Here is a 26330-nt window from a genome sequence, read left to right as displayed (position 1 = left end):
CTAATTGTGGTCGCGGAACGAGCCCGCACGACTACGTTTTGTCACGACAGGAGGGCGCGGCATGGCCCGCACCACCCCGCACGATTCCCCGCCCGACGACGACCGGCCCCTGTACGGGCGGATCGCGGCGCTGCTGCTCGACGAACTGCGCGACGGCACCATTCCGCCGGGTGAACGGCTGCCGGGCGAGCGGCACCTGGCCGCGCATTACGGCGTCAGCCGGGAGACCGTCCGGCAGGCGCTGGAGGTGCTGCGCCGCAGCGGCCTGGTCGCCACCGACCGGCGGGGCAGCCACGCCACGCTGCCCGGCCGGCCGGTCGAGACGCCGGAGTCGCTCGCCTTCCCGGTGGGCGCCCGGTCGGCGGACCCCTGTGCGGTCGACCGGGCCACGGTGACCTGGGAGGCGCCGCCGCCGGAGCATGCGCGGGCGCTGGACCTGGCCCCGCACCGGCCGACCCTGGTCCACCGCTACCTGTCGGTGACACCGGACGGCCGGTCGCTGCGGACGGCGGTGACGTCGTTCTCGGCGGTGGTGCTGGCCGAGGTGGCTGAGCTGGCCCGCTACCGGGACCGGGCCGACGGGGCCACGCCCGCGCAGCTGCGGCGGGCCTACGACTGGATGCGCAAGGCCGGGCTGACCCTGCACCACCGGGACTCCATCACCCAGGTCGGCCATGCCTCCTCGGTGCGGGTGACCCGGCGCGTGCACGACCAGTACGCGCGCCCGCTGGAGATCACCGACCTGGTGGTGAACGCGGAACAGGACGCGCTGGTCTACGAGTTCACTCTGCCCGCGGCGGGCTGACCTGCGCGGGCCGTGCCTCGGGCCGGCGGGCCACCACCAGCCGGGCGCGCGGGCTGCCGTCGGCGCGTCGGCCGAACCCGGGCAGGACGCCCAGCTCGACCGTCAGACCCGCGCGCTCCAGTTCCCGCAGGACGGTGCCGAGCCGGAAGGCCCGGTAGTACATGACGAACGGCGGTCGCCACAGCGCGTTGCGCACCCGCATCACCGTGTCGAAGCCGAGCAGCATCCAGAAGCCGGGGTGCGCCGGCCGGGGCGGCGCGAACACCGGGAAGGCGAACCGGCCCCCGGGCCGCAGCACCGAGCCGACCTGCGCGAACAGGCCCGGCAGCTCCCGCGGCAGGAAGTGACCGAACGCCCCGAAGGAGACGACGAGATCGAAGGCGGGCGTGAACGGCAGGGCCCGGGCGTCACCGCGCACCCAGGCGATACCGGGCCCGTCCACGGGCCGCACCCGCTGCCGGGCGATGTCGAGCATGCCGGCGCTGAAGTCGACCCCGGTGACACTGCGCCGGCACAGCTCGGTCAGCACGCGCGTCCCGGCGCCGGTGCCGCAGCACAGGTCGAGTCCGTCCGTGAACGGGCCGAGGGGCGCCAGCGCCTTCGCCACCGCGTCCAGCACCCCGTCGGGGGTCCGGAAGGGGGTGTGGTCGAACTTCGGCGCGAGCAGGTCGTAGCCGTGCTCGACGGACGACAGCGCCTGCACGGCGAGTTCGCGGAGCGTGGGGCCTTGGGGACCGAACATGGCGTCAGCCTATGCCGGTCGCGGGTACCCGTGCCGCGGGCTCCTCAGCCGAAGGTGTCGTGGCAGAGCCGGACGATCGGGGGCTCGGCCACGCCGTCGGCCTGGCGGCACAGGTCGCGCATGCGGGCGGCGGCGGGCGGCCGTGGGACGGGGCGGGGGCGCCGGGCCGGGCGTCGTACGGGGGGCCGGCGCTCCGGGCGGGGGTGCCGCACCGGCGGGGCGGCGGGGGCCACGGCCCGGGAACGCGGCGCGGCCACCGGCACGCCGACGGGCCCGGGCTGCCGCCTCGGCGCGGCCGAGCGGTGCTTGTCCGGATGCGCGCGTCCGGTACGCACGAGCGCGGCCTTGCCGGACGGCGCTCGGACCGGTTCCTGGGGCACCGAGGGGCGCACCACCGTGTCGGGTGCGAGGGAGGGCCGGGAGCGGGCGGTGTCGGGCGGGGGGACGGAGCTGACGGTGGTGCAGCCGGCGAGGCCCATCAGCGCCGCGGCGAGCAGCGGGAGAAGTCGGCGAGACACCCGCCCACTGTGCCGTACCGCCCGAGGTCACGGGCGGTACCGCGGGGCATCACCACTCCGACGGGCGACCGGCGGGTACGAGGGGTGACGACAGCGAGTCCGGCGCGGTGCCGGGGCGGTCAGTCCTGGAGCTGGCGCAGCGTCGCCTTGGTGTCGGTCTTCAGCCAGTCGGTCACGTCGGTGAGCGCGGGCGGGTCCTTGTCCGCGTCGTAGGAGGTGACGTAGGTGCTGTAGGTCATCAGGTACGTCACCCAGCCGTCGCGGACGGCGAGCGTGGCGTAACGGGACCCGCTGGAGGAGCCGTTGGTGGTGTCCTGGCTGATCAGGTAGGCCTCGTCCCCGATGCCCTCGACCGCGTCGACGTCGTAACCGGTGTGGCTCTCGCCGTAGTTCTTCCAGGTGGCGGTGAACTCGGGCCCCGGGTCGGTCTTCTTGTGCAGGTCCAGCTGGATGGTCAGGTAGGCGTCCGCGTACGACGAGCCGGACTTCTTCAGGCTCAGGCTGCAGTAGCTCTCCTCCAGCGCCTTGTCCTCGAGGGAGGTGCGGGTCGGCGAGGAGTCGTCCTGGGTGTACTCGTCCTTGAAGGAACCGTAGTCGGCGCTGGAGCACATGTTGGAGGGCGCCGCGTAGCCGCGCAGGTCCGCGCTGTCGCCTTTCCCGCCCAGGAGGAGGACGCCGGCCGCCCAGGCGGCGGAGGCCACGACGGCTCCGACGGCGGCCCACAGCACCGCCCGGCCGGCCCCTCCCCCGCCGGCCGGCGGGGCGGGCGGCACGGGCCCGTACTGGGGCGCCGCGTAGGGGTTCCCCTGCTGCGGCTGCCCCGGCGCGGGCTGGCCGACCAGCGTCGGCTGCGCGTAGAAGGCGCCCGCCGGGGGCGACTGCGGGTTCGGGTAGGGGTAGGCCGTCGGCTGCGGCGGGACGCCCGGCTGCTGCGCGGGCTGGCCGGCCGGCTGCGGGGGCTGCGGTGGCGTGGACATGCCGCGAAGATAATACAGGGTTGGTGGTCAAGTCCCCCGACGTCCGGGATCGTTATGGTCTGTGGACATCTGCTACGGATCCATGGGTGCCGCCGACACGCGGACCGGGATCCGAGCGGGCCGGGGCGAGGTATACCGGCAGGCTCCGTAGTCTGACGTCCCCCTGGCAAGACGCTCGATCCTCCCACCCCGGGAACAGGCCGCTGCGGCGGTGTGTTGAGGCGACCACGGACACGGCACGCCATCGGGTGGTACCGTGCCATCAGCACTCGTGCACGCCCACCGTGGCCGCCGGTGCCGGTTTCTCTCCTTCACGCTGATCCGTCCGCCGTTCCCCCGGATATCCGGCTCGCGGCGCGTCAGCTTCCCAGCACCACCTCAGGACGAGCGTTCTCCGCCGTGGCCGAGGTGCCGTTCCCGCCGCCCGGAGGCAGTCGCAGACGCCTCCCGCTCGCGGCCTCACCCCTTTCTTTCCCGTCCCTGTTCCGTCCGCGACATCCGTCCGCGAAAGGACTCCCGCCATGACCACCACACTCGAACACCCTCCCGAGGTCCGGCAGGCCCCGGTCGCCCCGCTCGTCACCGGTGTCCTCGACATCGACGCGCACGGAAAGGGGCACCTGAGGGCCGCGAGCCTCCTCCCCTCTCCCGCCGATCCGCAGGTCGCACCGGCGCTGATCCGCCGCCACGGACTGCGCAAGGGTGACCTGGTCGAGGGCGTCCGGGGTGCGCAGCGGGCCCTGACCGAGGTCGCGCGCGTCAACGGGCGCGCCCCCGGCGATGTGCGCTCCCGGCGGCACTTCAGCGACCTCACCCCGCTCCACCCGCACCGGCGCCTGCGCCTCGAACACCCCGCCTCCGGCCTGGCCGGACGCGTCACCGACCTGCTCGCGCCGGTCGGCAAGGGCCAGCGCGGCCTCCTCGTGGCCCCGCCGAAGAGCGGCAAGACGGTGCTGCTCCAGCAGCTCGCCGCCGCCGTGGCCGGCAACCACCCCGAGTGCCGGCTGATGGTCCTGCTGCTGGACGAGCGGCCCGAGGAGGTCACCGAGATGCGCCGCTCGGTGCGCGGCGAGGTGTACGCCTCCACCTTCGACCGGTCGCCCAAGGAGCACATCTCCCTCGCCGACCTCGTCGTGGAGCGCGCCAAGCGCCTGGTGGAGGCCGGCGAGGACGTCGTCGTCCTGCTGGACTCGCTGACCCGGCTGTGCCGGGCGCACAACAACGCCTCCGCCGCCGGCGGCCGTACCCTGAGCGGCGGTGTGGACGCCGGTGCGCTGCTCGGCCCCAAGCGGTTCTTCGGCGCCGCGCGCCAGGCGGAGGAGGGCGGCTCGCTCACCATCCTCGCCACGGTCCTGGTCGACACCGGCTCGCGGGCCGACGGCTACTTCTTCGAGGAGCTGAAGAGCACGGGCAACATGGAGCTGCGCCTGGACCGGGAACTCGCCGGCCGCCGCGTCTTCCCCGCCGTGGACCTCGACACCACCGGCACCCGGCGCGAGGAACTCCTCCTCACCCCGTCCGAGTTGACGGCCACCACCGGTCTGCGCCGCGCCCTGCGCTCCCGGGAAGCCGGGCCGTCCGCCCTGGAGACCCTCCTGGAACGGCTGCGCGCGACGCCGGACAATGCCGCGTTCCTGCGGCAGATCCGGCCCACCCTGCCGGCCGGCTGACGCCCGGCCACGGGGCGGCCGGGCGGGGCGGCCGGTGCGGCATCCGGGTTGCCCGGCGACCCGAACGGCCCGGGCAGCGTGGTGCACGCGGACCATGTTCGTACGTTGATCGTATGGTCACCGGATTCTGTCATCGCGCGGCTGTGTCGGCCTGCTCCCTCTGTGTGGCGGGCCTGCTGGCACTCACGCCGGCCGCTGCCGCCGCCGGACCCCGGGCCGGCGAGCCCGCTCCGCCGCGCCCCCCGGCCACGACGCCCGGGCCGTCCCTGCTCTACCGCTCCGGCGTCCAGGTCCGGCCGCACCGGGGCACGCCCGCACCGCCGGAGGTCTCGGCGCTTTCCTGGCTCGTCGCAGACGCGGGCAGCGGGGAGGTGCTGGCGGCGAACGACGCGCACCGCGAGCTGCCGCCCGCGAGCACCCTGAAGACCCTCTTCGCGCTCACCGTGCTGCCGGGACTGCCCGGCGGGCAGCAGCACACCGTGCGCTACGAGGAGCTGGCGGACGTCGGGGAGGGCAGCAGCCTGGTCGGTGTCGAGGAGGGCCACACCTACCAGGTGGCTGACCTGTGGCGCGGGGTCTTCCTCAGCTCCGGGAACGACGCCGTGCACGTGCTGGCCCGGCTGAACGGCGGCTGGGAGCATACGGCCCGCCGGATGCAGGACAAGGCCCGTTCGCTCGGCGCCCTGGACACCCATGTGGTCTCCCCGGACGGCTACGACGCACCCGGCCAGGTGTCCTCCGCCTACGACCTGGCGGTGTTCGGCCGGGCGGGCCTGCACAATCCCGACTTCGCCCGGTACTGCGCCACCGCCGAGGCACTCTTCCCCGGTGACGGGTCGTCGTACCCCATCGAGAACACCAACCGGCTGCTGACCGGCGAGGACGGTGTGGCGCCGTACCCGGGGCTGATCGGCATCAAGAACGGCTACACCAGCAACGCGGGCAACACGCTGGTGGCAGCGGCCCGGCGGGGCGGGCGCACACTGGTGGTGACCGTGCTGAATCCTCAGGACGGCGGCGGGCTGACCGTGTACGAGGAGGCCCGCGCCCTGCTCGACTGGGGCTTCGCGGCGGCCGGGCAGGTGGATCCGGTCGGCTCGCTGGACGGACTGCGCCCGCCGTCCCGTACGCCGGTGTCCGCCAAGCCGGTGGCGGCGGCCGTGGCACCGGACGACGAGGGCTCGGACTGGTCCGGCACCGCCGTCGTCGCGGGTCTCACCGGGCTCGGCGCGGGAGCCGTGGCGCTGGCGCTGCGGGCCAAGGGGGGACGGTCGGCCCGCGACTGACCCGTCGGCAGGGCGAGCGGCAGGCAGGGCGCCCGCGGCCCGCCAGTGCCCGGCGCGCAGCACCGCGAAGGCGACAGCCACGTCTGGCCGACCAGCGGCGGCACGAGCAGCAGGGCGCGAGGGCGGCTAGGGGGCGCGGACCAGGCCGCGATCGGCAGGACGCTCCCGAAGTACACCCTCACCTGGCTCAGCGCCGCCTGTGCCGAGTCACCGCCGAGGGCGTGGAAGGCGGTACCGGCCGGGCCCAGCGTCTGCCGGCACCGGGTCAGGCCGTCGGCGCCGGGTGGTCGGAAGGCGACGGCAGCCCTGAGCCGAGATGTGACGGCGCGGGGTCGGTGCCGGCCGGCTCCGGTCACGCCTCTCAGAACACCGACAGGCCGGTCAGGGTCGTGAAACGGTCCAGGGCAGCCACACCCGCCACCGAGTTCCCGCGTTCGTCCAGGCCCGGGCTCCACACGCACAGCGTGCACCGGCCCGGTACGACGGCGATGATCCCGCCGCCGACCCCGCTCTTGCCGGGCAGGCCGACGCGGTAGGCGAAGTCGCCGGCCGCGTCGTAGGTGCCGCAGGTCAGCATGACCGCGTTGACCTGCTTGGCCTGGCTGCGGCTGAGCAGCCGGCTGCCGTCGGCGCGGATGCCGTGCCGGGCGAGGAAGCCGGTGGCGAGGGCCAGGTCGGCGCAGGAGGCGGCGATGGAGCACTGCCGGAAGTACTGGTCGAGCAGGGCCGGCACCTCGTTGTCGATGTTGCCGTAGGACGCCATGAAGTGGGCGAGGGCGGCGTTGCGGTCGCCGTGCGCGGTCTCGGAGGCGGCGACCTCCTGGTCGAAGTCGAGCGCGGGGTTGCCGCTCTCGGCGCGCAGGAAGGACAGCAGTTCGCCGGCCGCGTCGCCGGTACGGGTCTGCAGGCGGTCGGTGACGACCAGGGCACCCGCGTTGATGAAAGGATTCCGCGGGATGCCGTCCTCGTACTCCAGCTGGACCAGCGAGTTGAACGGGTTGCCGGAGGGCTCGCGGCCCACGTGCTCCCAGAGTTCGTCGCCCTCGCGGGCCAGGTCCAGGGCGAGCGTGAAGACCTTGGTGATGGACTGCGCGGAGAACGGCTGCCGCCAGTCCCCGACCCCGTACACGGTGCCGTCCAGTTCGGCGACGGCCATGCCGAAACGGCGGGGATCGCAGGCGGCGAGTGCCGGGATGTAGTCGGCGGACCGGCCGCGCCCGGGAGTGCGTTCGATCTCCGCCAGGATGCTGTCGAGGACCGGTTGGAACTGCGAGGACATGATCGTCATCATGCCGCACCGCCGGATCCGGGGCGCCACGGGGGCCGCGGTGTGGGGTGCGGGGGTGACGGCACCCGCGTGCCGGCCCCGCCCGGCGGACCGGAGCGGGCGGCACGCGGGTGCCGTGGCGTCAGATCACCTGCGGGGTCCCGTTGCATGCGAGCACCTCCGGGCGGAGCAGCGCCGTCAGCCGTTCGGCGGGCAGCAGGCCCTTCTCCAGCACCAGTTCGGCGACGCCGCGGCCGGTGCGCAGGGCCTCCTTGGCGATGTCGGTCGCCGCCGTGTAGCCGATGTGCGGGTTGAGCGCGGTGACCAGGCCGATGGAGTTCTCCACGGTGGCGCGCAGCCGCTCGGTGTTGGCGGTGATGCCGGACACGCAGCGCTCGGCGAGCGTGCGGCAGGCGCTCTGCAGGTGCGTGATCGACTCCGACAGGGAGTGCAGGATGATCGGCTCGAAGGCGTTGAGCTGGAGCTGTCCGGCCTCGGCGGCCATGGTGATGGCGACGTCGTTGCCGATCACCTCGAAGGCGACCTGGTTGACCACCTCGGGGATGACCGGGTTGACCTTGCCCGGCATGATCGACGAACCGGCCTGCACCGGCGGCAGGTTGATCTCGCCGAGGCCCGCGCGCGGCCCGGAGGACAGCAGACGCAGGTCGTTGCAGCTCTTGGAGAGCTTGACCGCGATCCGCTTGAGGACGCCGGACATCTGGACGAAGGCGCCGCAGTCCTGGGTGGCCTCGACCAGGTTGGCGGCCGTGACCAGGGGCAGGCCGGTGATGGCGGACAGGTGGCGGCGGGCCGCCTCTGCGTAGCCGGCGGGCGCGTTGAGGCCGGTGCCGATGGCCGTGGCGCCGAGGTTGATCTCGTGGATCAGCTCGACGGCCTCGGCGAGGCGGCTGCGGTCCTCCTCGATCATGACGGCGAACGCGGAGAACTCCTGGCCGAGAGTCATCGGCACGGCGTCCTGCAACTGGGTACGGCCCATCTTGAGCACGTCACGGAACTCGACGGCCTTGCCGGCGAACGCGTCCTGCAGTACGGACATCGCCTTGAGCAGTCCACGTACCGCGAAGACCGTCGCTATCTTGACGGCGGTCGGGTAGACGTCGTTGGTCGACTGGCCGAGGTTGACGTCCTCGTTGGGGTGCAGATACGCGTACCGGCCCTTGGCGTGGCCGAGCAGTTCCAGGGCTCGGTTGGCCACGACCTCGTTGGCGTTCATGTTGGTGGACGTGCCGGCACCGCCCTGGATGACGTCCACGACGAACTGGTCGTGCAGTTTGCCGGCGCGGATCTCCCGGCAGGCCGCGACGATCGCCGCGGCCTTCTCGGGCGCCAGCAGGCCGAGTTCCTCGTTGGCGAGCGCGGCGGCCTCCTTGACGGCGGCCAGGGCGTCGATCAGATGCGGGTACGCGGAGATGGGGGTGCCGGTGATGGGGAAGTTCTCCGTCGCGCGCAGGGTGTGGACACCCCAGTACGCGTCGGCGGGGACGTCACGGTCGCCGAGCAGATCGTGTTCGCTGCGGGTGGCGGCGGTCATGGGAGTACGGGTCCTCTTTCTGAGGTACGGAGGTGAGAGCGCCTGGAGAGGGGCGCGGGGAACTGCGCGATCGACCACGGACGGCCCACGGACCGACGACGGCCCGCAGCCCCTGGCACGAGGCGGCGGAGGCTAAGCGCAGGCGGTGAGCGGAACCGGATCCAGCGCACGCACCGGCCGCACACAGCCCACCGGCTCCCCGCCGCCCAGCAGCGGCTCCCCCGCGAATGCGGTGAGGAGTTCGGGATCCACGCCCGCGCGCGCGAGCGCGGCCGCCGCCACCGGTATCCGCGCCCGGTTCGCCCCGTCTGCGATCTTCACGGCGACCGCCGTGCCGTCCGGCAGCGCAGCGACCTGTACGCCCTCGAAGCCGTCCTTGGCGAGCAGCCCCGGCACGGCCCGCATGAGCGCGGCCACGTCGCGGCCGGCGCCGGAGGCCATCTCGGCGTGCTCGCGCATCGCGTCGGCGACCCGGGCCTCGGGGGTGCCGGGCTCGGCCGAGGTGATCCGGGCCAGGGCGCGGGCCAGGCCGTGCAGGGAGATGGAGAACAGCGGGGCGCCGCAGCCGTCCACGGTGACCCGGGCGACGCGCTGGCCGGTCAGCTCCTCGACGGTCTCGGCGACGGCCTGCTGGAGCGGGTGCGCCGGGTCCAGGTAGTCCTCCAGGGACCAGCCGTTGATGCGGGCCGTCCACAGCATGGCGGCGTGCTTGCCGGAGCAGTTCTGGGCGAGGCGGGAGGGCAGCCGGCCCTCGCGGACCCAGGCGTCCCGGACGGCCGGGTCGAACGGCATGTCGGGCACGTTGCGCAGGTCGTCCTCGGTGAGACCGGCGAGTTCGAGGATGCGCCGGGTGCCGGCGAGGTGGCGTTCCTCGCCGGAGTGGCTGGCGGCGGCCAGCGACAGCAGTGCGCCGTCGAGCGGGAGCCCGGCCCGCAGCATGGCCACGGCCTGGACGGGCTTGAGCGCCGAGCGCGGGTAGAAGGCCGCCTCGATGTCGCCGAGCTGGAACCGCACCTGCCCGTCGGCGCCGAGGACGACGACGGAGCCGTAGTGGATGCCTTCGACGACCCCGCCGCGGATGAGGTGGGCGACGGGGGCGTGGAGAGGTTCGCGGACGACGGGGGCGTCGGCGGGGGAACTGCTGTACATCACTGCCTGATCAGGGGGTCGGGGTCGGCCGGTACGCGGGTCACGCGTCGGCGCCGGTGGACGTGCGGGACGTGCGGGCGCGGATGGCGTACCAGCCCGCGACCAGTGCTGCGACGATCAGCGGCAGGCACAGCACGGTGGTGCGTCCGGCGCCGCCGTCGGCGTACATGAGGACCAGGACGGAGGCGAGGAACGCCAGCGTCACGAGTTCGGTCCAGGGGGAGCCCGGCAGCCGGTACGACGGCCGGGTCAGCTCGCCGCTGCGGGTCTTCCGCCAGAAGAGCAGGTGACAGAGCATGATCATGCCCCAGGTCGCGAGGATGCCGATCGCCGCGAAGTTGAGGACGATCTCGAACGCGTCGGCGGGGACGACGTAGTTCAGGCCCACACCGAGGACACAGATACCGCTGGTGAGCAGGATTCCGCCGTACGGGACCTGGCTGCGGCTCATCCGGCCGGTGAACTTCGGGGCGGAACCGCTCATCGCCATGGAGCGCAGGATGCGGCCGGTGGAGTACAGGCCGGAGTTCAGCGACGACATGGCAGCGGTCAGGACGACCAGGTTCATCACGCCGCCGGCGGCCGGGACGCCGATGTTGGACAGGACCGTGACGAAGGGGCTCTGCCCGGCTGAGTACTTGCTCCACGGGAGCAGCATCGACAGCAGGACGACCGAGCCGACGTAGAACAGGCCCACGCGCCACATGATCGAGTTGATCGCCTTCGGCATGATCTTCTCGGGGTTCTCGGTCTCGCCCGCGGCGACGCCGACCAGCTCGACGGAGGCGTAGGCGAAGACGACGCCCTGGATGATCAGCAGCATGGGCAGCAGGCCGTTGGGGAAGACGCCGCCGTTGTCGGTGATCAGGGACGGGCCGGGGTGGTGGCCGTCGACCGGGTGCTGGGTGACCAGCAGGAAGATGCCGATGCACATGAAGACAACGAGCGCGCCGACCTTGACGATCGCGAACCAGAACTCCAGCTCACCGAATATCTTGACCGAGATCAGGTTGACGGTCAGGACGACCGCGAGGGCGATCAGTGCGATCAGCCATTGAGGGATGTCGGAGAACATGCCCCAGTAGTGCGTGTACGTGGCGACGGCCGTGATGTCGGCGATGCCGGTGGTCGCCCAGTTCAGGAAGTACATCCAGCCCGCGGTGTAGGCGCCCTTCTCGCCCAGGAACTCCCGGGCGTACGACACGAAGGCACCGGAGGACGGGCGGTACAGGACGAGTTCGCCGAGGGCACGCACGACCAGGAAGGCGAAGACGCCGCAGACGGCGTACGCGATGAACAGGGAGGGTCCGGCGTCGGCGAGCCGGCCGCCCGCGCCGAGGAAGAGGCCGGTGCCGATGGCGCCGCCGATGGCGATCATGTTGACGTGCCGGTGCTTCAGGCCTTTGCTGTAGCCGGCGTCTCCGGCGTCGACATGGCCGGACGAGGGGCGCGTCTCGTCTTTGAGGTGCTGCTCGCTCACGCCTCGGGTCCGCCTTCCGTAGGGGGGTCCGTCCGCTGGGGACGCACGATGTCGGTGAGGGTCGTCTCGACGCGGTCCAGGTGGTGGCTCATGGCCTCCACCGCGTCGTGTTCGGAACCGTCGGCCAACGCCTCGACGATCGCCCGGTGCTCCCGGTTGGACTGCTCGCGGCGTCCGCCCAGCTCGTTGAGGAAGGCCGACTGACGCGCCAGTGCGTCGCGGATCTCCTCGATGACCCGGCGGAAGACCGGGTTCTGGGCGGCCTCGGCCACGGCGAGGTGGAAGAGGGTGTCCATCGCGACCCAGGCGGTGGTGTCCGTCTCCCGCTCCATGCGGTCGAGCAGGTGGGCCAGGTGGTCCAGGTTCTCCGGGGTGCGGCGCAGGGCCGCGTACCCGGCGACCGGGATCTCGATGTGCCGACGCACCTCCAGCAGGTCGCTGGCCGCGTAGTCGCCGAAGGTGGGGTCCTCGACGGCGTTCGCGACGACGAAGGTGCCCTTGCCGGTCCGGGAGACCGTGAGGCCCATCGTCTGCAGGGCGCGCAGCGCCTCGCGCAGCACGGGCCGGGACACCTCGAGGGTGCGGCACAGCTCGGCCTCGGAGGGGAGCTTGTCGCCGATGGCGTACCGGCCGCGCTCGATGGCGCCGCGGAGGTGGTCGAGCACCGCTTCCATGGCGCTGACGCGCCGCGGGACCGGACCACCTGTCTGGCTGTCTGACAGGTTCACGGGAGCGATCCTGCGGGGTGCCGGCGTGGAGTGTCAAGGTGTCGAGTAAGGAAACATTCACGGGGTGCGGTGCCTGAATGCAGGCATCCGCACCCCCAGCGTGATCAGCGGCGTTCGCTCAGCTGCTGAGCGTGCCGGTGGCGAGCAGGCCGAGCAGGCCGACGCCGATGATGATCCGGTAGATCACGAAGGCGTTGAAGGAGTGCTTGGCGACGAACTTGAGCAGCCAGGCGATGGAGGCGTAGGCGACCACGAACGAGACGACCGTGCCGACGGCCAGCGGGGCGGCACCCACGCCCGCGCCGAGGGCGTCCTTCAGCTCGTACAGGCCCGCGCCGGTCAGGGCCGGGATGCCCAGGAAGAACGAGAGCCGGGTGGCGGCGACGCGGTCCAGGTCCAGGATGAGCGCGGTGGACATGGTGGCACCGGAGCGGGAGAAGCCGGGGAAGAGCAGGGCGAGGATCTGGGAGCAGCCGACCCACATCGCGTCCTTGAAGGACGTGTCGTCCTCGCCTCGCTTGTGCCGGCCGATCTGGTCGGCGGCCCACATCACACCCGAGCCGACGATCAGCGAGCCTGCGACCACCCACAGCGAGGCGAGCGGGCCGTCGATCAGCGGCTTCGCGGCCAGGCCCACCACCACGATCGGAATGGTGGCGGCGATGACCCACCAGGCGAACTTGTAGTCGTGGTGGTAGCGCTCCTCGCGGTTGGTCAGACCGCGGAACCATGCGGAGACGATCCGCCTGATGTCCTTGAAGAAGTACACGAGCACGGCGGCGATGGCGCCGACCTGGATGACGGCGGAGAAGCCGACCACGGACTTGTCGTCGACGGGGATGTCCATGAGCCCCTCGGCGATCTTGAGGTGGCCCGTGGAGGACACGGGGAGGAACTCGGTCACCCCCTCGACTACTCCGAGGACGACGGCCTGACCGACGGAGATGGCGCTCATGGGATCCAGTTCTGAGGAGGGTTGGTCGACATTGCTGTAGACAGTACTTACCGTGCCCGGCCGGGTGGCAAGCGCTCAGGCCCACAGGGCGCCGGCGAGTGAGACCCCGGTAAAGGCCGCCGCGAGCCCCGCCGCCACGCTTGCCGCGACGTTCAGGGCAGCGTAGAGGCCGGAGCCGGCCTCGGTCAGCCGCAGGGTCTCGTAGGAGAACGTCGAGTACGTGGTCAGCGCACCGCACAGCCCGGTGCCCAGCAGGAGCTGGAGATGCGGCCCGGCCGCCCCGGCGGAGACGGCGCCGGTGAGCAGCCCGAGGACCAGGCAGCCGACCACGTTCACCACGAGGGTGCCCCACGGGAAGAGCGAGTCGTGGCGGGCCTGCACGGCGCGGTCGGTGAGATAGCGCACGGGTGCGCCGACCACGGCTCCCGCGATGACCAGCAGCCAGTTCACAACGACTTCTTACCCTCCGAGTCCGTTTTGTCCGGGCCGGGGATGCGCCCCGCGTACCGGACGACCTCGCACTCCTCCACCGTGACGAGTTCCCCGTCGACCAGTTCCGCCAGCTGCGGCAGGAACGCCCGGACCCGCTCCTCGGCGTCCACCACGACCACCGCGACCGGCAGGTCCTCGCTCAGGGACAGCAGGCGGGACGTGTGGATGCGGGACGAGGCGCCGAAGCCCTCCACGCCCCGGAAGACGCTGGCCCCGGCGAGCCCGGCGGCGTGCGCCCGGTGCACGATCTCGGAGTAGAGGGGCCGGTGGTGCCAGGTGTCGTTCTCGCCGAGGTACACGGTGAGCCGGAGGGCACGGTCGGTTCGGAACGTCATCGCCGCCTCCCCGTCAGCAGTCGGCGGGTGGCGGCCGAGGCGAGCCACACCGCCGCGAGGGCCGCGCACAGGGTCGCGGCGAGATAGGCCAGGCCAGGGCCGGGACGGCCGGCGTCCACCAGCCTGCGGATGTCGACCGCGTAGGTGGAGAAGGTGGTGAAACCGCCGAGGACGCCGGTACCGAGGAACGGGCGCAGCAGGCGGTGGGCGGCCCACACCTCGGTGACGAGCACCATGAGCACGCCCATGGCGGCGCTGCCGGAGACGTTGGTCCAGAAGGTCGCCCAGGGGAAGCCGCCGGCGGACGGGGGCCAGGCGAGCGTGAGGGCGTAGCGGGCCGTCGCACCGAGCCCGCCGCCGGCCGCCACGGCCGCGACGACGGGCGCCTGGGCACGCCACTCGGGCCACCACGCCGGCGCGGGGCGGACGTGTCGGGTCTCGGTCTCCGGGGCGGTCATCCTGGTACGTCTCCTGTTCGGCCCCTGCCCCGTCGGGCGATCAAGGCCAGGACCAGGGTACCGCCGCCTCAGCGCACATCAGGGCGGGCGCAGACCGCCACACCGGACTCCCAGAGGCTGCCCAGCACCAGGTGGTCACCGGTCGCGCACACGCTGGTGACCATGCGGAAGCCGGAGCGCCGGCGGGTGAGGTGGTGGACGGTCCGGCCCCCGTCGTCCACGGCGACCACGGCGGCGGTCCCGCTCGGCCGGTACGGCGCGTGTACGGCGGCCCGGGCGGCGCTCCTGCGGACGGCCCGCGGGGCGCGGTGCAGCAGGTCGAGCGGGGGGACGCGGGGACTGGCCAGGGCGACCCAGAGCGGACCGTCGGGGCCCTCGCGCCAGAGGTTGTCCGGCATGCCGGGCAGGTCGGCGAAGGGCTCGGCGCGGCCCGCGCGGGGGCCGGTGAGCCGGAAGCGGGTGAGGCGGCAGGAGCCGGTCTCGGCGATCACCAGGAAGGAACCGTCGGCACTCACGGCGAGCCCGTTGGCGAACTGCAGCCCGTCCAGCAGGACTTCGGGTTCCCCGCCCGCGGGGGCGAGCCGCAGCAGGCGCCCGGTGCCGGTGTGTTCGACGATGTCGCCGATCCACCGGTGGAGGGGGTGGCGGCGGCTGGATACGGTGAAGTACACGGTGCCGTCGGACAGGGCGACGGCGTTGCTGCAGAAGCGGAGCCGTTCCCCCGCCGCCGAGTCCGCGAGGACGCGGACGGTACCGTCCTCGGTGTCCACCCGCAGCAGGCCGCGTTCCGCGTCGCACACCACCAGGCCGCCGTCCGGCAGGAGTTCGAGCCCCAGGGGCCGGCCGCCGGTCTCGGCCAGCACCTCCGTGCGGGCCGTGAGCGGGTCGCCGAGGTGGTGGACGCGCAGGATGCGTCCGTCCGCCACTCCGGTCAGCACGCGCCCGTGCGGGTCGGCGACGACGTCCTCGGGGCCGCGGGCGCCCAGGGCGACGTAGTGGAGCGGCACGAGTGCCGTCGGTCGGTCCATGTGCGTCCCTTCTCCGTCGGGGCGCTCGCCCCCCTGCCGGCAGTCCCCCGCCCGGGGGTCCGTCACCAGCCCTTCTCGAACATCCGGGCCACCTCGGCGATCCGGATCTCGTCGCGCCGGTAGTAGGTGCGGCAGCGGATCCGGCGGGTGCGCAGGAGGCCGAGGCGGGTGAGGAGGTCCAGGTGGGCGAGGGCGGTCCGGCGGGGTACGCCCAGCTTGACGGCGACGGCCCGCGCGGTGACGCCGATCGCGGCAGGGTCGCCGCGGCGCGCGGCCGGGAAGTGGGCCGGCGGATCCTTGAGCCACTCCAGGATGGTCTGCCGCATCCGGCCCGAGGGAGTCCCCGTCATGCGTCCGCCCTCCCGTCCCGGCCTCCTGATACGCAGTCTTCCCACTGTCGCGCGGGCGACGCCGTCGCGTCCGGGACTCGGCGGCCGTTGTCCGGTACCGGACGGCCGTGCGCCCGAGGAGGTGTCCCACGGCCCCGGGAACAGGGCGAGGGCCCGGCCGCCTGGTGCGACCGGGCCCCGACGAGGCGGTTCAGCGGTGGCTGAACCACGTCATGGAGGAGAGCGCCTTGTCGTCGTAGCCGAACAGGGCCTGGTTCTCCCAGCCGTTGCCGGAGGTGGCGTCCGTCGGGTCCCAGCCGTTGCCGTTGACGGCGGTCCAGGTCGCCTCCCAGTAGAAGACGCCGAGCCCGCGTCCGTTCGGGACGGCCTCCACGATGCTCGCCACGTCGTTCATCCACTTGGTCTGGCCGGCCACCGTCGCCGGGTAGCCGGAGACCAGCTCGCCGGTGGTGTCGATCTGGTTGGTGAGCGAGTCGTCGCTGTCCAGACGGAAGGGGTAGGCCGTCTCGGCGACGAACACCGGCTTGCCGTAGCGGGATGCCGCGTCGTCCAGGGTGGTCTGGAAGTCGGAGAGCGGGCCGTGCCAGTAGCCGTAGTACGACAGGCCGATCGCGTCGAACTTCACGCCGCTCGCGACCGCGTTGTCGAACCACCACTCGGTGCCGGCCTTGTCCCCGCCCTTGGCCAGGTGCAGCGCGACGACGGTGGACGAGTTGACCGCCTTGACGGCGTCGTAGCCGGAGTTGATCAACCCGGCGAGCCGGCTCCAGTTGTTCGTGGATCCCTCGGACCACAGCATGCCGCCGTTGATCTCATTGCCCACCTGGACCATGTCGGCGGTGGTGCCTTGCGCCTTCAAGGCGTTCAAGACGTCGTACGTGTGGTTGTACACGTCCGTCCTGAGCTGACTGTACGTATGGCCCGCCCATGCGGCCGGCTTGTTCTGCTGGCCCGGGTCCGCCCAGCTGTCCGAGTAGTGGAAGTCGACCAGGAGCTTCATGCCCTGCGCCTTGATGCGCTTGGCCACCGCGAGGACGTGCGCCTTGTCGTTGAAGCCGTCGGCCGGGTTCACCCAGACCTTCAGGCGCGCGTAGTTCATGCCGTACGACGTGAGGATGGCGAGGGCGTCCCCGGTGGTCCCGGAACTCGACTTGTAGACACCGCCCCTGGCCTCGCTCTTGGCGAGGGAGGAGATGTCGGCGCCGTGGATGGATGTACCGGTGCTGCCGGACGTGAAGGTCAGATCGTCAACGTTGATCCAGTTGCCGGCATTCGCGTCACTGTTGACGCTGATGGTGCACTGGTTGCCGGTCACCTTGACCGGCGTGACGATCCGTATCCACCCACTGGCCGATATCGGCAGGTCGGTGCGCTGTTCGGAACCGCCGCAGTTCCTGAGCGCTAGGTACGCGGCCTTCTGCCCGCCGCTGGACCTCACCCACGCCGTGAGCTTGTAGCTGCCGTTGGCCAGCCCGGACAGGTACTGGTACGTCTCCACCTTGTAGGCGGAGGAGGAGTAGTGGGAGAGGCGGTAACTCCCGCTGTGGCCGCCGGACTCGGTGTACGAGGCGCCGGTGTCGCCGTACTCGGCCCAGCCGGCGGGGGTGGCCGCGCCCGCGCCGTCGGACTCGAAGCCGCCGTTGGCGAGGGTGCTCGCGGCGCGGGCGGCCTGGACGGGCAGGGCGGTGAGGGCGAGCCCGGCCGCGAGCGGCAGCAGCAGGGCTCTGATGGTGCGTCTGGGATGGAACTTCATCGTCCGTCGTCCCTTCGACGTAACTGGGGAGGGGTGAGGGGTGTCCTCCAGCGGGGCTGGAGGAGAACCCCTCCGCCCGCGGCTGTCGTGGCACACACGGGCGGAGGGGAGCCGGCTCAGCCGTCGAGTCGTACGACCCGGACGGCCCCCGCCGGCACCGCGAGGCGGCCCACGGCGCGTTCGCCCGTCAGCAGCTCGGTACCGGGCGTGTCCAGCGGCACCTTGGTGTCACCGGCGGTGTGGTTGATGACGAAGAGGTAGGTGCCCGACTCTCCGCCGCGGCGCACGACCTCGACATCGCGGGGCAGGTCGGCACGCGGGGCGAGCACGGCGTCGTCGGCGGCCCAGCCGACGAGCGCGTCCAGCCCCTGCGCGTCGAGGCGGGTGGAGACGTACCAGGCGGTGCCGCGGCCGAGCCGGTGCCGGGTGACGGCCGGCCGGCCCGCGGTGAGCCCGTCGGTGTACGTCCAGACGGTCTCGGCGCCGCGCGGGACGACGAACTCCGTCCACACGTCCCCGGTCAGCTCGGAGCCGTCCGGGCCGGTCAGCCGCACCCGCTCGTCCTTCAGCAGCGGCGAGAACTCCTCCACGGTCAGCCCGAGGACGTCACGCAGTGCGCCGGGGTAGGCGCCCTCGTGGACGGCATCGTGCTCGTCCACGATGCCGGAGAAGTACGACACCACGAGCGTGCCGCCGTTCTCGACGTACTGGCGGACGTTGTCCCCGGCGGCCTCCGTCATCAGGTACAGGGCCGGGACGACGACCAGCGGGTACCGCGACAGGTCGGCTTCCGGGTGGGCGAAGTCGACCGTGAGGTGGCGGTCGTAGAGGGCCTCGTAGAAGGAGTCGGCGCGCTCGCGCGGGTCGTGGTCCTCGCTGGGGCGCCAGGACAGGTTCTGCGCCCACCAGGACTGCCAGTCCCACAGCATCGCCGCGTCCGCCACGGTGCGGGTGCCCCGGATCTCGCTCAACGCCCCGACGGAGGAGCCGAGTTCGGCCACCTCACGCCAGACGCGGGTGTCGGTTCCGCCGTGCGGCAGCATCGCCGAGTGGAACTTCTCGGCGCCGCGCCGGGACTGGCGCCACTGGAAGAACATCGCGCCCTCGGAGCCTCGTGCCACGTGCGCGAGGGAGTTGCGGGCCATCTGGCCCGGCGCCTTCGCGGGGTTGCGGGGCTGCCAGTTGACGCCCGAGGTGGAGTGCTCCAGCAGCAGCCAGGGGGCGCCGCCGGCGACCGAGCGGGTGAGGTCGGCGGCCATGGCGAGGTTGACGTGGGTGCGGCGGCCGTCGGTGATCAGGTAGTGGTCGTTGGTGACGAGGTCGACCTCGCGGCCCCAGGCCCAGTAGTCCATGGAGTCGCACTGGCTGAGGGCGGTCATGAAGTTGGTGGTGACCGGTACGCCCGGCGAGAGGCGGTGCAGGATGTCCCGCTCGGCGCGGAAGTTCTCCCGGATGGTTGCGTCGGTGAACCGCTTGTAGTCCAGCGCCTGGCCGGGGTTGCCCACCGTCGGGGTGGCCCGGGGCGGGTTGATCTGCGCCAGGTCGGTGTAGTGCTGGCCCCAGAAGGCCGTTCCCCAGGTCTCGTTGACGGCGTCCACGCTGCCGTAGGTGTCCGCGAGCCAGCGGCGGAACCGGTCCGCGCAGGTGTCGCAGTAGCAGGCGGAGACGGGGACGCCGTACTCGTTGTGGACGTGCCACATCGCGAGCGCCGGGTGGTCGCCGTAGCGCTCGGCGAGCCGGGTGGTGATGTTCGCGGCGGCGGCGCGGTAGTCGGCGTTGCTGTGGCAGATCGCGCCGCGCGAGCCGAACTCGTAGCGCACGCCCTCGGCGGTGACCGGCAGCGCCTCGGGGTGTGCCCGGTAGAACCAGGCGGGCGGCACCACGGTGGGCGTGCCGAGGTCGACGCGGATGCCGTTCTCGTGCAGCAGGCCGATGACCCGGTCGAGCCAGCCGAAGTCGTACTCCCCCGGCGCCGGCTCCAGCAGCGCCCAGGAGAAGATGCCGACGCTCACCATGGTGACGCCGGCCTCCCGCATCAGCCGGACGTCCTCCGGCCAGACGGATTCCGGCCACTGCTCGGGGTTGTAGTCCCCACCGAAGGCGAGCCTCGTGAGGCCCCTGGGGCTGGTGTCCGGCATCGATGTCTCCCGGAAAATCGATCATTTGGGAACGTGCACACACAGTATTGGCCGTGCGAGCCCAACATAACCGCACAGTAACAACCATTGACAAGTGTCCGGGATGTTTCTCTACTGTGAACGCTCACAGAAGCATGGCAGGGGCTCCCGCGCAGGGAGCACCCGGGTCGTGTGAACGTGCACATCTGCATGGCAGGTCCCCGCAGCGGGCGGGGACCCAGGTCAGGGGAGAAACCATGCCGCACACGAAGCGCCGTCGCCTCGTGACAACCGCCGTCGCCGTGTCCCTCGGCGCCACCGCCCTCGCCGCCTGCGGTTCCGAGGACGACAGCAAGGCCGAGTCGGGTCCCGTCTCGCTGACGTACTGGACCTGGACACCCGGCATGGACAAGGTCGTCGACCTGTGGAACAAGGGGCCGGGGAAGAAGGACCAGATCACCGTCACGGTGAAGAAGCAGGCGTCCGGCGACACGCTGGTCACCAAGATCCTCACCGCGCACAAGGCGAAGAAGGCCCCTGACCTGGTGCAGGCCGAGTACCAGGCGCTGCCGACGCTGGTCAGCAACGACGCCCTGGCCGACATCTCCAAGGAAGTCGGGCACGTCGAGGACAAGTTCGCCGAGGGCGTCTGGCAGCAGACCACGCTCGGCACGGACGCCGTCTACGCGGTGCCGCAGGACATCGGCCCGATGATGTTCTACTACCGCGAGGACCTGTTCGAGCAGTACAACCTGAAGGTCCCCACCACCTGGGAGCAGTTCGCCGAGACCGCCCGCCTGCTGAAGAAGAAGGCGCCGGACAAGGACCTGACCACCTTCTCCGCCAACGACTCCGGTCTCTTCGCGGGCCTCGCCCAGCAGGCCGGCGCCAAGTGGTGGACCACCTCCGGCGACAAGTGGAAGGTCGGCATCGACGACGCCGCCACCCGGAAGGTCGCCGCGTTCTGGGGCGGTCTGGTCAAGGAGGGCGTCATCGACAACCAGCCGATGTACACCCCGTCCTGGAACAAGGCGCTGGACACCGGCAAGCAGATCGCCTGGGTGAGCGCCGTGTGGGCGCCCGGCACGCTGACCACGGCGGCGCCGGACACCAAGGGCAAGTGGGCCATGGCCCCGCTCCCCCAGTGGTCGGCCGACCAGGACGTCACCGGCAGCTGGGGCGGCTCCTCGACGGCGGTCACCACCGACTCCGCGCACAAGGAGGCCGCCGCAGAGTTCGCGGCCTGGCTGAACACCGACCACGACGCCCTGAACGCGCTGGCGAAGGAGGGCGGCATCTACCCGGCGTCCACCTCCGCCCAGTTGAGCGGCGCCTTCTCCAACCCGCCGGCGTACTTCGCCAACCAGCCGGACTTCTACACCAAGGCCGCGGACATCGCGAAGACCACCGCGCCCTCCGCGTGGGGCCCGAACGTGAACGTCGCCTACACGTCCTTCAAGGACGCCTTCGGCTCCGCCGCCAAGAACAAGTCGGACTTCACCGCCGCCCTGGGGAAGATGCAGCACGACACGGTCGCCGACATGAAGAAGCAGGGCTTCGAGGTCGCTCGGTGAGCAGCCCCGCCAGCCGGAAGTCGTACGGGGTCAAGGGGGCCCCGTACGGCTTCCTCCTCCCCGCCACGATCCTGTTCGCCCTCTTCTTCGCGCTGCCCATCGGCTACGCGGTCTGGCTCAGCTTCCGCAAGGTGCACGTCACCGGCCTCGGCCTGGGATCGGGCGCCCGCAAGGAGGTGTGGGCCGGTGTCGAGAACTACACCGGGGCCTTCCAGGACAGCGAGCTGCTGAACGGCGCGCTGCGCGTGCTCGGCTACGGCTGCATCGTCGTCCCGGTGATGCTGGGCCTGGCGCTGCTCTTCGCGCTGATGCTGGACACCGACAAGGTGCGGCTCGCCCCGTTCACCCGGCTCGCGATCTTCCTGCCGTACGCCGTCCCCGGCGTGGTGGCCGCGCTGCTGTGGGGCTTCCTGTACCTGCCGGACGTCAGCCCGTTCTACTTCGTGCTGGACAAGCTGGGCCTGCCGCAGCCGGACCTGCTGGACGGCGGTCCGCTGTACCTCGCCCTGTCGAACATCGCGGTCTGGGGCGGCACCGGCTTCAACATGATCGTCATCTACACCTCGCTCCGGTCCATCCCGGCCGAGGTGTACGAGGCGGCGAAGCTGGACGGTGCCACCCCGCTGCAGATCGCGCTGCGCATCAAGATCCCGATGGTGGCGCCGTCGCTGGTGCTGACCTTCTTCTTCTCGATCATCGCGACGCTCCAGGTGTTCAACGAGCCGACCACCCTGAAGCCGCTGACCAACTCGGTCAACACGACCTGGAGCCCGCTGATGAAGGTGTACCAGGACGCCTTCGGCCGGAACGACATCTACGCGGCGGCGGCCGAGGCGACGCTGATCGCCGTGGTCACGCTGCTGCTGTCGTTCGGGTTCCTGCGGGCCGCGAACCGCCGCAACAAGCAGGAGGCAGCGCAGTGAGTACTCTTGCCGTCCGCAAGGCCGCCCCGGCCGCCGGCACCACCCCGGGTACGGCGCAAGGCCCCCCGCTGCGCCGCCGGATCGCCCTGATCCCGACGGTCACGCTGCTGCTCGGCGCCATCTACACCCTGCTCCCGGTCGCCTGGGTGGTGATCGCGTCGACCAAGTCCGGGCACGAGCTGTTCTCCACGTTCACCTTCCTGCCCGGCACCGGTTTCGCCGACAACATCAAGGATCTCAACGCCTACCGGGGCGGCGTCTACTGGAAGTGGATGGGCAACTCCGCCCTGTACGCGGGTCTCGGCGCGCTGCTGTCCACCGCCGTGTCGGCGTTCAGCGGCCACGCGCTCGCGACCTACCGCTTCAAGGGCCGCGAGACCATGTTCAACGTGCTGCTCGCGGGCGTCCTGATGCCGCCGGTGATCCTCGCGATCCCGCAGTACCTGCTGCTGGCCAAGGCCGACCTCACGGACTCCTACCTGTCCGTGCTGCTGCCGCAGATCCTCTCCCCGTACGGCGTCTACCTCGCCCGGATCTACGCGTCCGCCGCCGTGCCGGCCGACGTGGTGGAGGCCGGACGGATGGACGGGGCGAGCGAGTGGCGGATCTTCACCCGGGTCGCGCTGCCGATGATGATCCCCGGCATGGTCACGGTGTTCCTGTTCCAGTTCGTCGCCATCTGGAACAACTTCCTGCTGCCGTTCATCATGCTGAGCGACGACGAGAAGTTCCCGCTCACGCTGGGTCTGTACACGCTGCTGGAGCAGGGCTCCAACACGCCCGCGCTGTACACCCTGGTGATCACCGGGGCGTTCCTCGCGGTGCTCCCGCTGATCGCCCTGTTCCTGGTCATTCAGCGGTTCTGGAGTCTGGATCTGCTGTCCGGGGCCGTAAAGTCATGACCATGGGCAATCCGGGGGGCCGGCGCAGACCGCCGACGATCCACGACGTGGCGCGCGAGGCAGGCGTCTCGCGCGGCACCGTCTCGCGCGTGCTCAACGGCGGGCACTACGTCAGCCCCGCCGCCCAGGAGGCGGTCAACGCCGCCATCCGCAAGACCGGGTACGTCGTGAACCGGCACGCCCGTTCGCTGATCACGGGCCGCTCCGACTCGGTGGGCTTCCTGCTGACCGAGCCGCAGGAGCGGTTCTTCGAAGACCCCAACTTCAACGTCCTGCTGCGCGGCTGCACCCAGGCGCTGGCCGCGCACGACGTCCCTCTGCTGCTGATGCTGGCGGGGACCGAGGACGAACGCCGGCGCATCACGCGGTACATCACCGCCGGGCACGTCGACGGGGTGCTGCTGGTCTCCAGCCACTCCGGCGATCCGGTCGCCGAGGAGCTGCGGGAGGCGGGGGTGCCGCTGGTCGCCTGCGGCAAGCCGATCGGGCTCGGCTCGAAGGTGAGTTACGTGGCCGCCGACGACCGGGACGGCGCCCGGGACATGGTCCGGCATCTGCTGTCGCTGGGCCGGCGCCGGATCGGCGTGGTCACCGGCCCGCTGGACACCCCCGGGGGCGTGGAGCGGCTCGCCGGGTACCGGGAGGTGCTCGCCGAGGCGGGCATCGCGGCCGACGAACGGCTCGTCGTCTCCGGCGACTACAGCCGGGCCAGCGGGGAGGCGGGCGCGGAGCGGCTGTTGGCGCAGGCGCCGGACATGGACGCCGTGTTCGTCGCCTCGGACCTGATGGCGCAGGGCGTGCTGACGGCCCTCCACCGGGCCGGGAAGCGGGTACCGGACGACATCGCCGTCGGCGGTTTCGACGACTCGCCGGCGGCGACCGCCGCCACCCCGGCGCTCACCACGATCCGGCAGCCGTGGGACCGGATCAGCAACGAGATGGTCCGGGTGCTGCTCGCCCAGATAGGCGGGGAGGACCCGGCGGCGGTGATCCTGCCGACGGAGCTGGTCAGGCGCGACTCGACGTGACGTCGGGTGTCTTGGTCCGCTGGACGTCACGGCACTTGGCCTGCGACGCGCCGCCGCAGGCGTGACGGTGGTCCGGGTGCCCGTGACGGTGCCGTCCAGGCAGAGCCGGCCGTCCATGACCGCAGGCCGAGCGTGAACTGGCCGGGTGCGGGATCGGGCGTCTTCTCCGGGGTGTCGCCGATCCGCCGGGCGTGGACGCGGGCCTCGCGCTTCTCGACGCCGGTCGGCGCCAGCTCTTCGCGGGGGCCGGCCGGCGTCCCGGACGTCTCGGGGGCCGGCCTGCCCGGGAGCGTGGGCGGCTGTGTGGGCGCGGTGCGCGGCTTCCCCTGCCCGGACGGCTCGGGCGGGACGGTGGCCGGTGCCTGGGGCACGCACGGCCCGGCGAGCGAGGTGAGGAGCTCCATGCACTGGACGAACTCCGGTCCCTCGGAGTGCGTACGGGCGGTCGCGGACCGGCTGCCGGCGCTGTCGCTCCCCGCCTGCCGGCCGGCCGCCCGCTCGCTGCCGCAGGCGGCCAGGACCAGCGCGCACAGGGCTGCCCGGCCGGCAGAGGACGTTCCGCTGAAGAGCGGCTTCGTGGATGCGGTCCCGGGTGCGTGCGGCAGCCGGGCATGAGTACGGCTGCTCAGTGCCCGTCCGCGCGCCGGCGCGGCTGGTCGCCGGGTGTCACCAGCCCCGTCTCGTAGGCGAGGACCACCGCCTGGGCGCGGTCGCGCAGACCGAGTTTGGCGAAGATGCGGGCCACGTGGGACTTGACCGTGGCCTCGCTCAGGATCAGGTCGGCGGCCAGTTCGGCGTTGGACAGGCCGCGGCCCATCAGCGTCAGCACCTCCCGCTCGCGGGGTGTGAGGGCGGCCAGCCCGTCGGGCACGGGTGCGGGGGTCCGCTCGGCGTCGGCCGCGTACCGCTCCACCAGGCGCCGGGTGATCTGCGGGGCCAGCAGGGCGTCGCCGGTGCTGACCAGCCGTACGGCCGCCGCCAGGTGCTCCGGGGTGACGTCCTTGAGCAGGCTGCCGCTGGCCCCGAGCGACAGGGTCGTGTAAACGTACCGGTCCAGGTCGAAGGTGGTCAGCATGAGCACCCGGCAGCCGGGGGCCGCGGCCAGGATGTGCCGGGTGGCCTCCAGGCCGTCCATGACCGGCATGCGGATGTCCATCAGGACGACGTCCGGCCGCAGTTCGCGGGCCGCCGCGACCGCCTCGGCGCCGTCGGCGGCCTCGCCGGCCACCTCGATGCCCCGGGCGGTGAGGATCAGCCGGAAGCCGGTCCGGATCAGCGTCTGGTCGTCGGCGATCAGGACGCGGGGTGCCTGCTCGGGCGCGTCCGCGGTCACGGCCGGTCCAGGGGGATGCGGGCGCGGACGCGGAAGCCGCCGCCGAGTCTGCGCCGGGCGTCGAGGTCGCCGCCGTAGACGTCGACCCGTTCGCGCAGGCCGAGCAGGCCGCGTCCGGTGCCCTCGCTGTGCGGTCCCGGGCCGGCCGGTGCGGTGCCGGTGAGCACGCTGGGGCCGGAGTTGAGGATCTCGACGCGCAGGGCGTGGTCGGCGTAGCGCACGGTCACCTGCGCCTTGCCGCCGTCGCCGTGCCGGAGCGCATTGGTCAGGGCCTCCTGGATGATGCGGTAGGCGGTCACGTCGATGCCCTGCGGCAGCGTCCGCGGCTCGCCCGAGACGCTGACCTCGACGGGCAGCCCGGCGAACGATATCCGGTCCACCAGCGGGCCGAGGCGGTCGAGGCCGGGCTGCGGGGCGAGCGGCGTACCCACCTTTGCCGCGCCGGGGTCCGTGTCCCGTCCCGGGTCGTCGTCCGTGCCGTCCTGCGCGGGGGCGAGCAGGCCCAGCAGATGCCTGAGGTCGGTCATCGCGCCCCGGCCCGCGTCCTCGACGGCCCGCAGCGCGGTCGCCGCCTCGTCCGGCATCGTGCCGAGCACCTCGCGGGCGGCGCTCGCCTGGACGACCATCAGGCTGACGTTGTCGGCGCGCTGGGGTCGCTGCTGGGCGTCCCGCTGGGCATCGCCGCCCACCGGGTGGTGGTGCCCCGCATGGCGGCCGGGGTCGACATCACGCTGCCCCGCTCAATGACGGACGTCTGGCACGCGCCCCTCCTGGCCCTGGCGGCGCTCGCGGGCGTGGTGATCGCCGTCATGGGCGCGCTGGTCCCCGCCCGCCGAGCGGCCCGCCTCACCGTCGCCGAGGTGCTGCACAACGAGTGACGGGACCAAGCGGTCAGGATCGGAGAA

At 72.1% G+C, this 26330-nt stretch carries 28 protein-coding genes; 9 read left to right on the top strand and 19 right to left on the bottom strand.

Features of this window, described 5'->3' with window-relative positions; all coding sequences use genetic code 11:
- Positions 1-61 precede the first annotated feature (61 nt).
- Complete coding sequence (locus ACIP4Y_RS14035; RefSeq protein WP_401392238.1) at positions 62-805, top strand: GntR family transcriptional regulator; 744 nt, start codon at positions 62-64, stop codon at positions 803-805.
- Here the strand turns inward: ACIP4Y_RS14035 and ACIP4Y_RS14030 are convergent.
- The 3 genes from ACIP4Y_RS14030 to ACIP4Y_RS14020 form a co-directional block, all read right to left on the bottom strand.
- Positions 783-1547, bottom strand: a complete 765-nt coding sequence (locus ACIP4Y_RS14030) for a class I SAM-dependent methyltransferase (RefSeq protein ID WP_401392235.1) — start codon at positions 1545-1547, stop codon at positions 783-785. The genes ACIP4Y_RS14035 and ACIP4Y_RS14030 overlap by 23 nt on opposite strands.
- A gap of 44 nt (positions 1548-1591) precedes the next feature.
- A complete protein-coding gene (locus tag ACIP4Y_RS14025; RefSeq protein WP_401392232.1) occupies positions 1592-2065 on the bottom strand; it encodes a hypothetical protein in 474 nt (157 codons plus the stop codon).
- 119 nt (positions 2066-2184) lie between these two features.
- Complete coding sequence (locus ACIP4Y_RS14020) at positions 2185-3042, bottom strand: hypothetical protein (protein WP_401392229.1); 858 nt, start codon at positions 3040-3042, stop codon at positions 2185-2187.
- 521 nt (positions 3043-3563) lie between these two features.
- Between ACIP4Y_RS14020 and rho the strand changes: the two genes are divergently transcribed.
- Together rho and ACIP4Y_RS14010 are read left to right on the top strand one after the other, a co-directional pair.
- Positions 3564-4712, top strand: coding sequence for a transcription termination factor Rho (gene rho, locus ACIP4Y_RS14015; RefSeq protein ID WP_401392226.1), 1149 nt, complete (start codon positions 3564-3566; stop codon positions 4710-4712).
- A gap of 113 nt (positions 4713-4825) precedes the next feature.
- Positions 4826-5998 carry a D-alanyl-D-alanine carboxypeptidase family protein gene (locus ACIP4Y_RS14010; RefSeq protein ID WP_401392223.1) on the top strand — a complete coding sequence of 391 codons (1173 nt, stop codon included), beginning with the start codon at positions 4826-4828 and terminating at the stop codon, positions 5996-5998.
- 361 nt (positions 5999-6359) lie between these two features.
- On the opposite strand, the gene ACIP4Y_RS14005 is transcribed toward ACIP4Y_RS14010, so the two are convergent.
- From ACIP4Y_RS14005 to ACIP4Y_RS13945, 13 genes are all read right to left on the bottom strand, one after another.
- Positions 6360-7289 carry a glutaminase gene (locus ACIP4Y_RS14005; protein ID WP_401392221.1) on the bottom strand — a complete coding sequence of 310 codons (930 nt, stop codon included), beginning with the start codon at positions 7287-7289 and terminating at the stop codon, positions 6360-6362.
- Positions 7290-7407: 118 nt separating this feature from the next.
- The gene (aspA, locus tag ACIP4Y_RS14000) at positions 7408-8820 is read right to left on the bottom strand and encodes an aspartate ammonia-lyase (protein WP_401392218.1); all 1413 of its coding nucleotides are present in this window, start codon (positions 8818-8820) and stop codon (positions 7408-7410) included.
- A gap of 132 nt (positions 8821-8952) precedes the next feature.
- Positions 8953-9969 (bottom strand): asparaginase, encoded by a 1017-nt coding sequence (locus ACIP4Y_RS13995; RefSeq protein WP_401392215.1) that lies wholly within the window; start codon positions 9967-9969, stop codon positions 8953-8955.
- Between the two features lie 40 nt (positions 9970-10009).
- Positions 10010-11449, bottom strand: a complete 1440-nt coding sequence (locus tag ACIP4Y_RS13990; protein WP_401392212.1) for an amino acid permease — start codon at positions 11447-11449, stop codon at positions 10010-10012.
- Positions 11446-12123 (bottom strand): FadR/GntR family transcriptional regulator, encoded by a 678-nt coding sequence (locus ACIP4Y_RS13985; protein ID WP_358636802.1) that lies wholly within the window; start codon positions 12121-12123, stop codon positions 11446-11448. Before ACIP4Y_RS13985 ends, ACIP4Y_RS13990 begins: the two co-directional genes overlap by 4 nt.
- Positions 12124-12295: 172 nt before the next feature.
- Positions 12296-13132 (bottom strand): undecaprenyl-diphosphate phosphatase, encoded by an 837-nt coding sequence (locus ACIP4Y_RS13980; RefSeq protein ID WP_401392209.1) that lies wholly within the window; start codon positions 13130-13132, stop codon positions 12296-12298.
- Positions 13133-13207: 75 nt separating this feature from the next.
- The gene (crcB, locus tag ACIP4Y_RS13975; RefSeq protein ID WP_401392206.1) at positions 13208-13582 is read right to left on the bottom strand and encodes a fluoride efflux transporter CrcB; all 375 of its coding nucleotides are present in this window, start codon (positions 13580-13582) and stop codon (positions 13208-13210) included.
- Positions 13579-13959 (bottom strand): DUF190 domain-containing protein, encoded by a 381-nt coding sequence (locus ACIP4Y_RS13970; RefSeq protein WP_401392203.1) that lies wholly within the window; start codon positions 13957-13959, stop codon positions 13579-13581. Before ACIP4Y_RS13970 ends, crcB (ACIP4Y_RS13975) begins: the two co-directional genes overlap by 4 nt.
- Positions 13956-14417, bottom strand: coding sequence for a fluoride efflux transporter CrcB (crcB, locus tag ACIP4Y_RS13965; RefSeq protein ID WP_401392200.1), 462 nt, complete (start codon positions 14415-14417; stop codon positions 13956-13958). The genes ACIP4Y_RS13970 and crcB (ACIP4Y_RS13965) overlap by 4 nt, the downstream gene beginning before the upstream one ends.
- A 68-nt stretch (positions 14418-14485) precedes the next feature.
- Positions 14486-15445 carry an SMP-30/gluconolactonase/LRE family protein gene (locus ACIP4Y_RS13960; RefSeq protein ID WP_401392198.1) on the bottom strand — a complete coding sequence of 320 codons (960 nt, stop codon included), beginning with the start codon at positions 15443-15445 and terminating at the stop codon, positions 14486-14488.
- A 62-nt stretch (positions 15446-15507) separates the two neighbouring features.
- Positions 15508-15795: an ArsR family transcriptional regulator gene (locus ACIP4Y_RS13955; protein WP_401392195.1), complete on the bottom strand. Its 288-nt coding sequence runs from the start codon at positions 15793-15795 to the stop codon at positions 15508-15510.
- A 190-nt stretch (positions 15796-15985) separates the two neighbouring features.
- A complete protein-coding gene (locus ACIP4Y_RS13950) occupies positions 15986-17548 on the bottom strand; it encodes a glycosyl hydrolase 53 family protein (protein ID WP_401392192.1) in 1563 nt (520 codons plus the stop codon).
- 116 nt (positions 17549-17664) lie between these two features.
- A complete protein-coding gene (locus ACIP4Y_RS13945) occupies positions 17665-19686 on the bottom strand; it encodes a beta-galactosidase (RefSeq protein WP_401392190.1) in 2022 nt (673 codons plus the stop codon).
- Positions 19687-19922: 236 nt separating this feature from the next.
- Between ACIP4Y_RS13945 and ACIP4Y_RS13940 the strand changes: the two genes are divergently transcribed.
- The 4 genes from ACIP4Y_RS13940 to ACIP4Y_RS13925 are packed head-to-tail and all read left to right on the top strand — an operon-like array spanning position 19923 to position 24092.
- A complete protein-coding gene (locus ACIP4Y_RS13940; protein WP_401392188.1) occupies positions 19923-21239 on the top strand; it encodes an ABC transporter substrate-binding protein in 1317 nt (438 codons plus the stop codon).
- Positions 21236-22162, top strand: a complete 927-nt coding sequence (locus ACIP4Y_RS13935) for a carbohydrate ABC transporter permease (RefSeq protein ID WP_401392185.1) — start codon at positions 21236-21238, stop codon at positions 22160-22162. The genes ACIP4Y_RS13940 and ACIP4Y_RS13935 overlap by 4 nt, the downstream gene beginning before the upstream one ends.
- Positions 22159-23064, top strand: coding sequence for a carbohydrate ABC transporter permease (locus ACIP4Y_RS13930; RefSeq protein WP_401392182.1), 906 nt, complete (start codon positions 22159-22161; stop codon positions 23062-23064). The genes ACIP4Y_RS13935 and ACIP4Y_RS13930 overlap by 4 nt, the downstream gene beginning before the upstream one ends.
- Positions 23061-24092 carry a LacI family DNA-binding transcriptional regulator gene (locus ACIP4Y_RS13925; protein WP_401392180.1) on the top strand — a complete coding sequence of 344 codons (1032 nt, stop codon included), beginning with the start codon at positions 23061-23063 and terminating at the stop codon, positions 24090-24092. The genes ACIP4Y_RS13930 and ACIP4Y_RS13925 overlap by 4 nt, the downstream gene beginning before the upstream one ends.
- Before the next feature lie 26 nt (positions 24093-24118).
- Here ACIP4Y_RS13925 and ACIP4Y_RS13920 read toward each other — a convergent pair whose 3' ends face one another.
- The gene (locus ACIP4Y_RS13920) at positions 24119-24496 is read right to left on the bottom strand and encodes a hypothetical protein (protein WP_401392177.1); all 378 of its coding nucleotides are present in this window, start codon (positions 24494-24496) and stop codon (positions 24119-24121) included.
- On the opposite strand from ACIP4Y_RS13920, the gene ACIP4Y_RS13915 reads away from it, so the two are divergent.
- Positions 24495-24707: a hypothetical protein gene (locus tag ACIP4Y_RS13915; RefSeq protein WP_401392174.1), complete on the top strand. Its 213-nt coding sequence runs from the start codon at positions 24495-24497 to the stop codon at positions 24705-24707. The genes ACIP4Y_RS13920 and ACIP4Y_RS13915 overlap by 2 nt on opposite strands.
- Positions 24708-24717: 10 nt before the next feature.
- Here ACIP4Y_RS13915 and ACIP4Y_RS13910 read toward each other — a convergent pair whose 3' ends face one another.
- Together ACIP4Y_RS13910 and ACIP4Y_RS13905 are read right to left on the bottom strand one after the other, a co-directional pair.
- Entirely contained in the window at positions 24718-25425 is a 708-nt protein-coding gene (locus tag ACIP4Y_RS13910) for a response regulator (protein ID WP_401392171.1), read from the bottom strand.
- Complete coding sequence (locus tag ACIP4Y_RS13905) at positions 25422-26114, bottom strand: sensor histidine kinase (RefSeq protein WP_401392168.1); 693 nt, start codon at positions 26112-26114, stop codon at positions 25422-25424. The genes ACIP4Y_RS13910 and ACIP4Y_RS13905 overlap by 4 nt, the downstream gene beginning before the upstream one ends.
- A gap of 18 nt (positions 26115-26132) precedes the next feature.
- On the opposite strand from ACIP4Y_RS13905, the gene ACIP4Y_RS13900 reads away from it, so the two are divergent.
- The gene (locus ACIP4Y_RS13900; protein ID WP_401392165.1) at positions 26133-26303 is read left to right on the top strand and encodes a hypothetical protein; all 171 of its coding nucleotides are present in this window, start codon (positions 26133-26135) and stop codon (positions 26301-26303) included.
- The last annotated feature ends 27 nt before the right edge of the window (positions 26304-26330 follow it).

This window comes from Streptomyces sp. NPDC088810 (assembly GCF_044750305.1).
In the GTDB taxonomy this organism is placed as follows: domain Bacteria; phylum Actinomycetota; class Actinomycetes; order Streptomycetales; family Streptomycetaceae; genus Streptomyces.
Note: the sequence above shows the minus strand (reverse complement) of the source record. Positions and strands in the feature narration are given on the sequence as shown.

Bases quoted from the DNA above. Each gene is read 5' to 3' on its own strand.
- ACIP4Y_RS14035 (WP_401392238.1), top strand. From the start codon at position 62: ATGGCCCGCACCACCCCGCACGATTCCCCGCCCGACGACGACCGGCCC.
- ACIP4Y_RS14030 (WP_401392235.1), bottom strand. From the start codon at position 1,547: ATGTTCGGTCCCCAAGGCCCCACGCTCCGCGAACTCGCCGTGCAGGCG.
- ACIP4Y_RS14020 (WP_401392229.1), bottom strand. From the start codon at position 3,042: ATGTCCACGCCACCGCAGCCCCCGCAGCCGGCCGGCCAGCCCGCGCAG.
- rho (WP_401392226.1), top strand. From the start codon at position 3,564: ATGACCACCACACTCGAACACCCTCCCGAGGTCCGGCAGGCCCCGGTC.
- ACIP4Y_RS14010 (WP_401392223.1), top strand. From the start codon at position 4,826: ATGGTCACCGGATTCTGTCATCGCGCGGCTGTGTCGGCCTGCTCCCTC.
- ACIP4Y_RS14005 (WP_401392221.1), bottom strand. From the start codon at position 7,289: ATGATGACGATCATGTCCTCGCAGTTCCAACCGGTCCTCGACAGCATC.
- aspA (WP_401392218.1), bottom strand. From the start codon at position 8,820: ATGACCGCCGCCACCCGCAGCGAACACGATCTGCTCGGCGACCGTGAC.
- ACIP4Y_RS13995 (WP_401392215.1), bottom strand. From the start codon at position 9,969: ATGTACAGCAGTTCCCCCGCCGACGCCCCCGTCGTCCGCGAACCTCTC.
- ACIP4Y_RS13985 (WP_358636802.1), bottom strand. From the start codon at position 12,123: ATGGAAGCGGTGCTCGACCACCTCCGCGGCGCCATCGAGCGCGGCCGG.
- ACIP4Y_RS13980 (WP_401392209.1), bottom strand. From the start codon at position 13,132: ATGAGCGCCATCTCCGTCGGTCAGGCCGTCGTCCTCGGAGTAGTCGAG.
- ACIP4Y_RS13970 (WP_401392203.1), bottom strand. From the start codon at position 13,959: ATGACGTTCCGAACCGACCGTGCCCTCCGGCTCACCGTGTACCTCGGC.
- crcB (WP_401392200.1), bottom strand. From the start codon at position 14,417: ATGACCGCCCCGGAGACCGAGACCCGACACGTCCGCCCCGCGCCGGCG.
- ACIP4Y_RS13960 (WP_401392198.1), bottom strand. From the start codon at position 15,445: ATGGACCGACCGACGGCACTCGTGCCGCTCCACTACGTCGCCCTGGGC.
- ACIP4Y_RS13955 (WP_401392195.1), bottom strand. From the start codon at position 15,795: ATGACGGGGACTCCCTCGGGCCGGATGCGGCAGACCATCCTGGAGTGG.
- ACIP4Y_RS13950 (WP_401392192.1), bottom strand. From the start codon at position 17,548: ATGAAGTTCCATCCCAGACGCACCATCAGAGCCCTGCTGCTGCCGCTC.
- ACIP4Y_RS13945 (WP_401392190.1), bottom strand. From the start codon at position 19,686: ATGCCGGACACCAGCCCCAGGGGCCTCACGAGGCTCGCCTTCGGTGGG.
- ACIP4Y_RS13940 (WP_401392188.1), top strand. From the start codon at position 19,923: ATGCCGCACACGAAGCGCCGTCGCCTCGTGACAACCGCCGTCGCCGTG.
- ACIP4Y_RS13925 (WP_401392180.1), top strand. From the start codon at position 23,061: ATGACCATGGGCAATCCGGGGGGCCGGCGCAGACCGCCGACGATCCAC.
- ACIP4Y_RS13915 (WP_401392174.1), top strand. From the start codon at position 24,495: ATGCACTGGACGAACTCCGGTCCCTCGGAGTGCGTACGGGCGGTCGCG.
- ACIP4Y_RS13920 (WP_401392177.1), bottom strand. From the start codon at position 24,496: ATGGAGCTCCTCACCTCGCTCGCCGGGCCGTGCGTGCCCCAGGCACCG.
- ACIP4Y_RS13900 (WP_401392165.1), top strand. From the start codon at position 26,133: ATGGCGGCCGGGGTCGACATCACGCTGCCCCGCTCAATGACGGACGTC.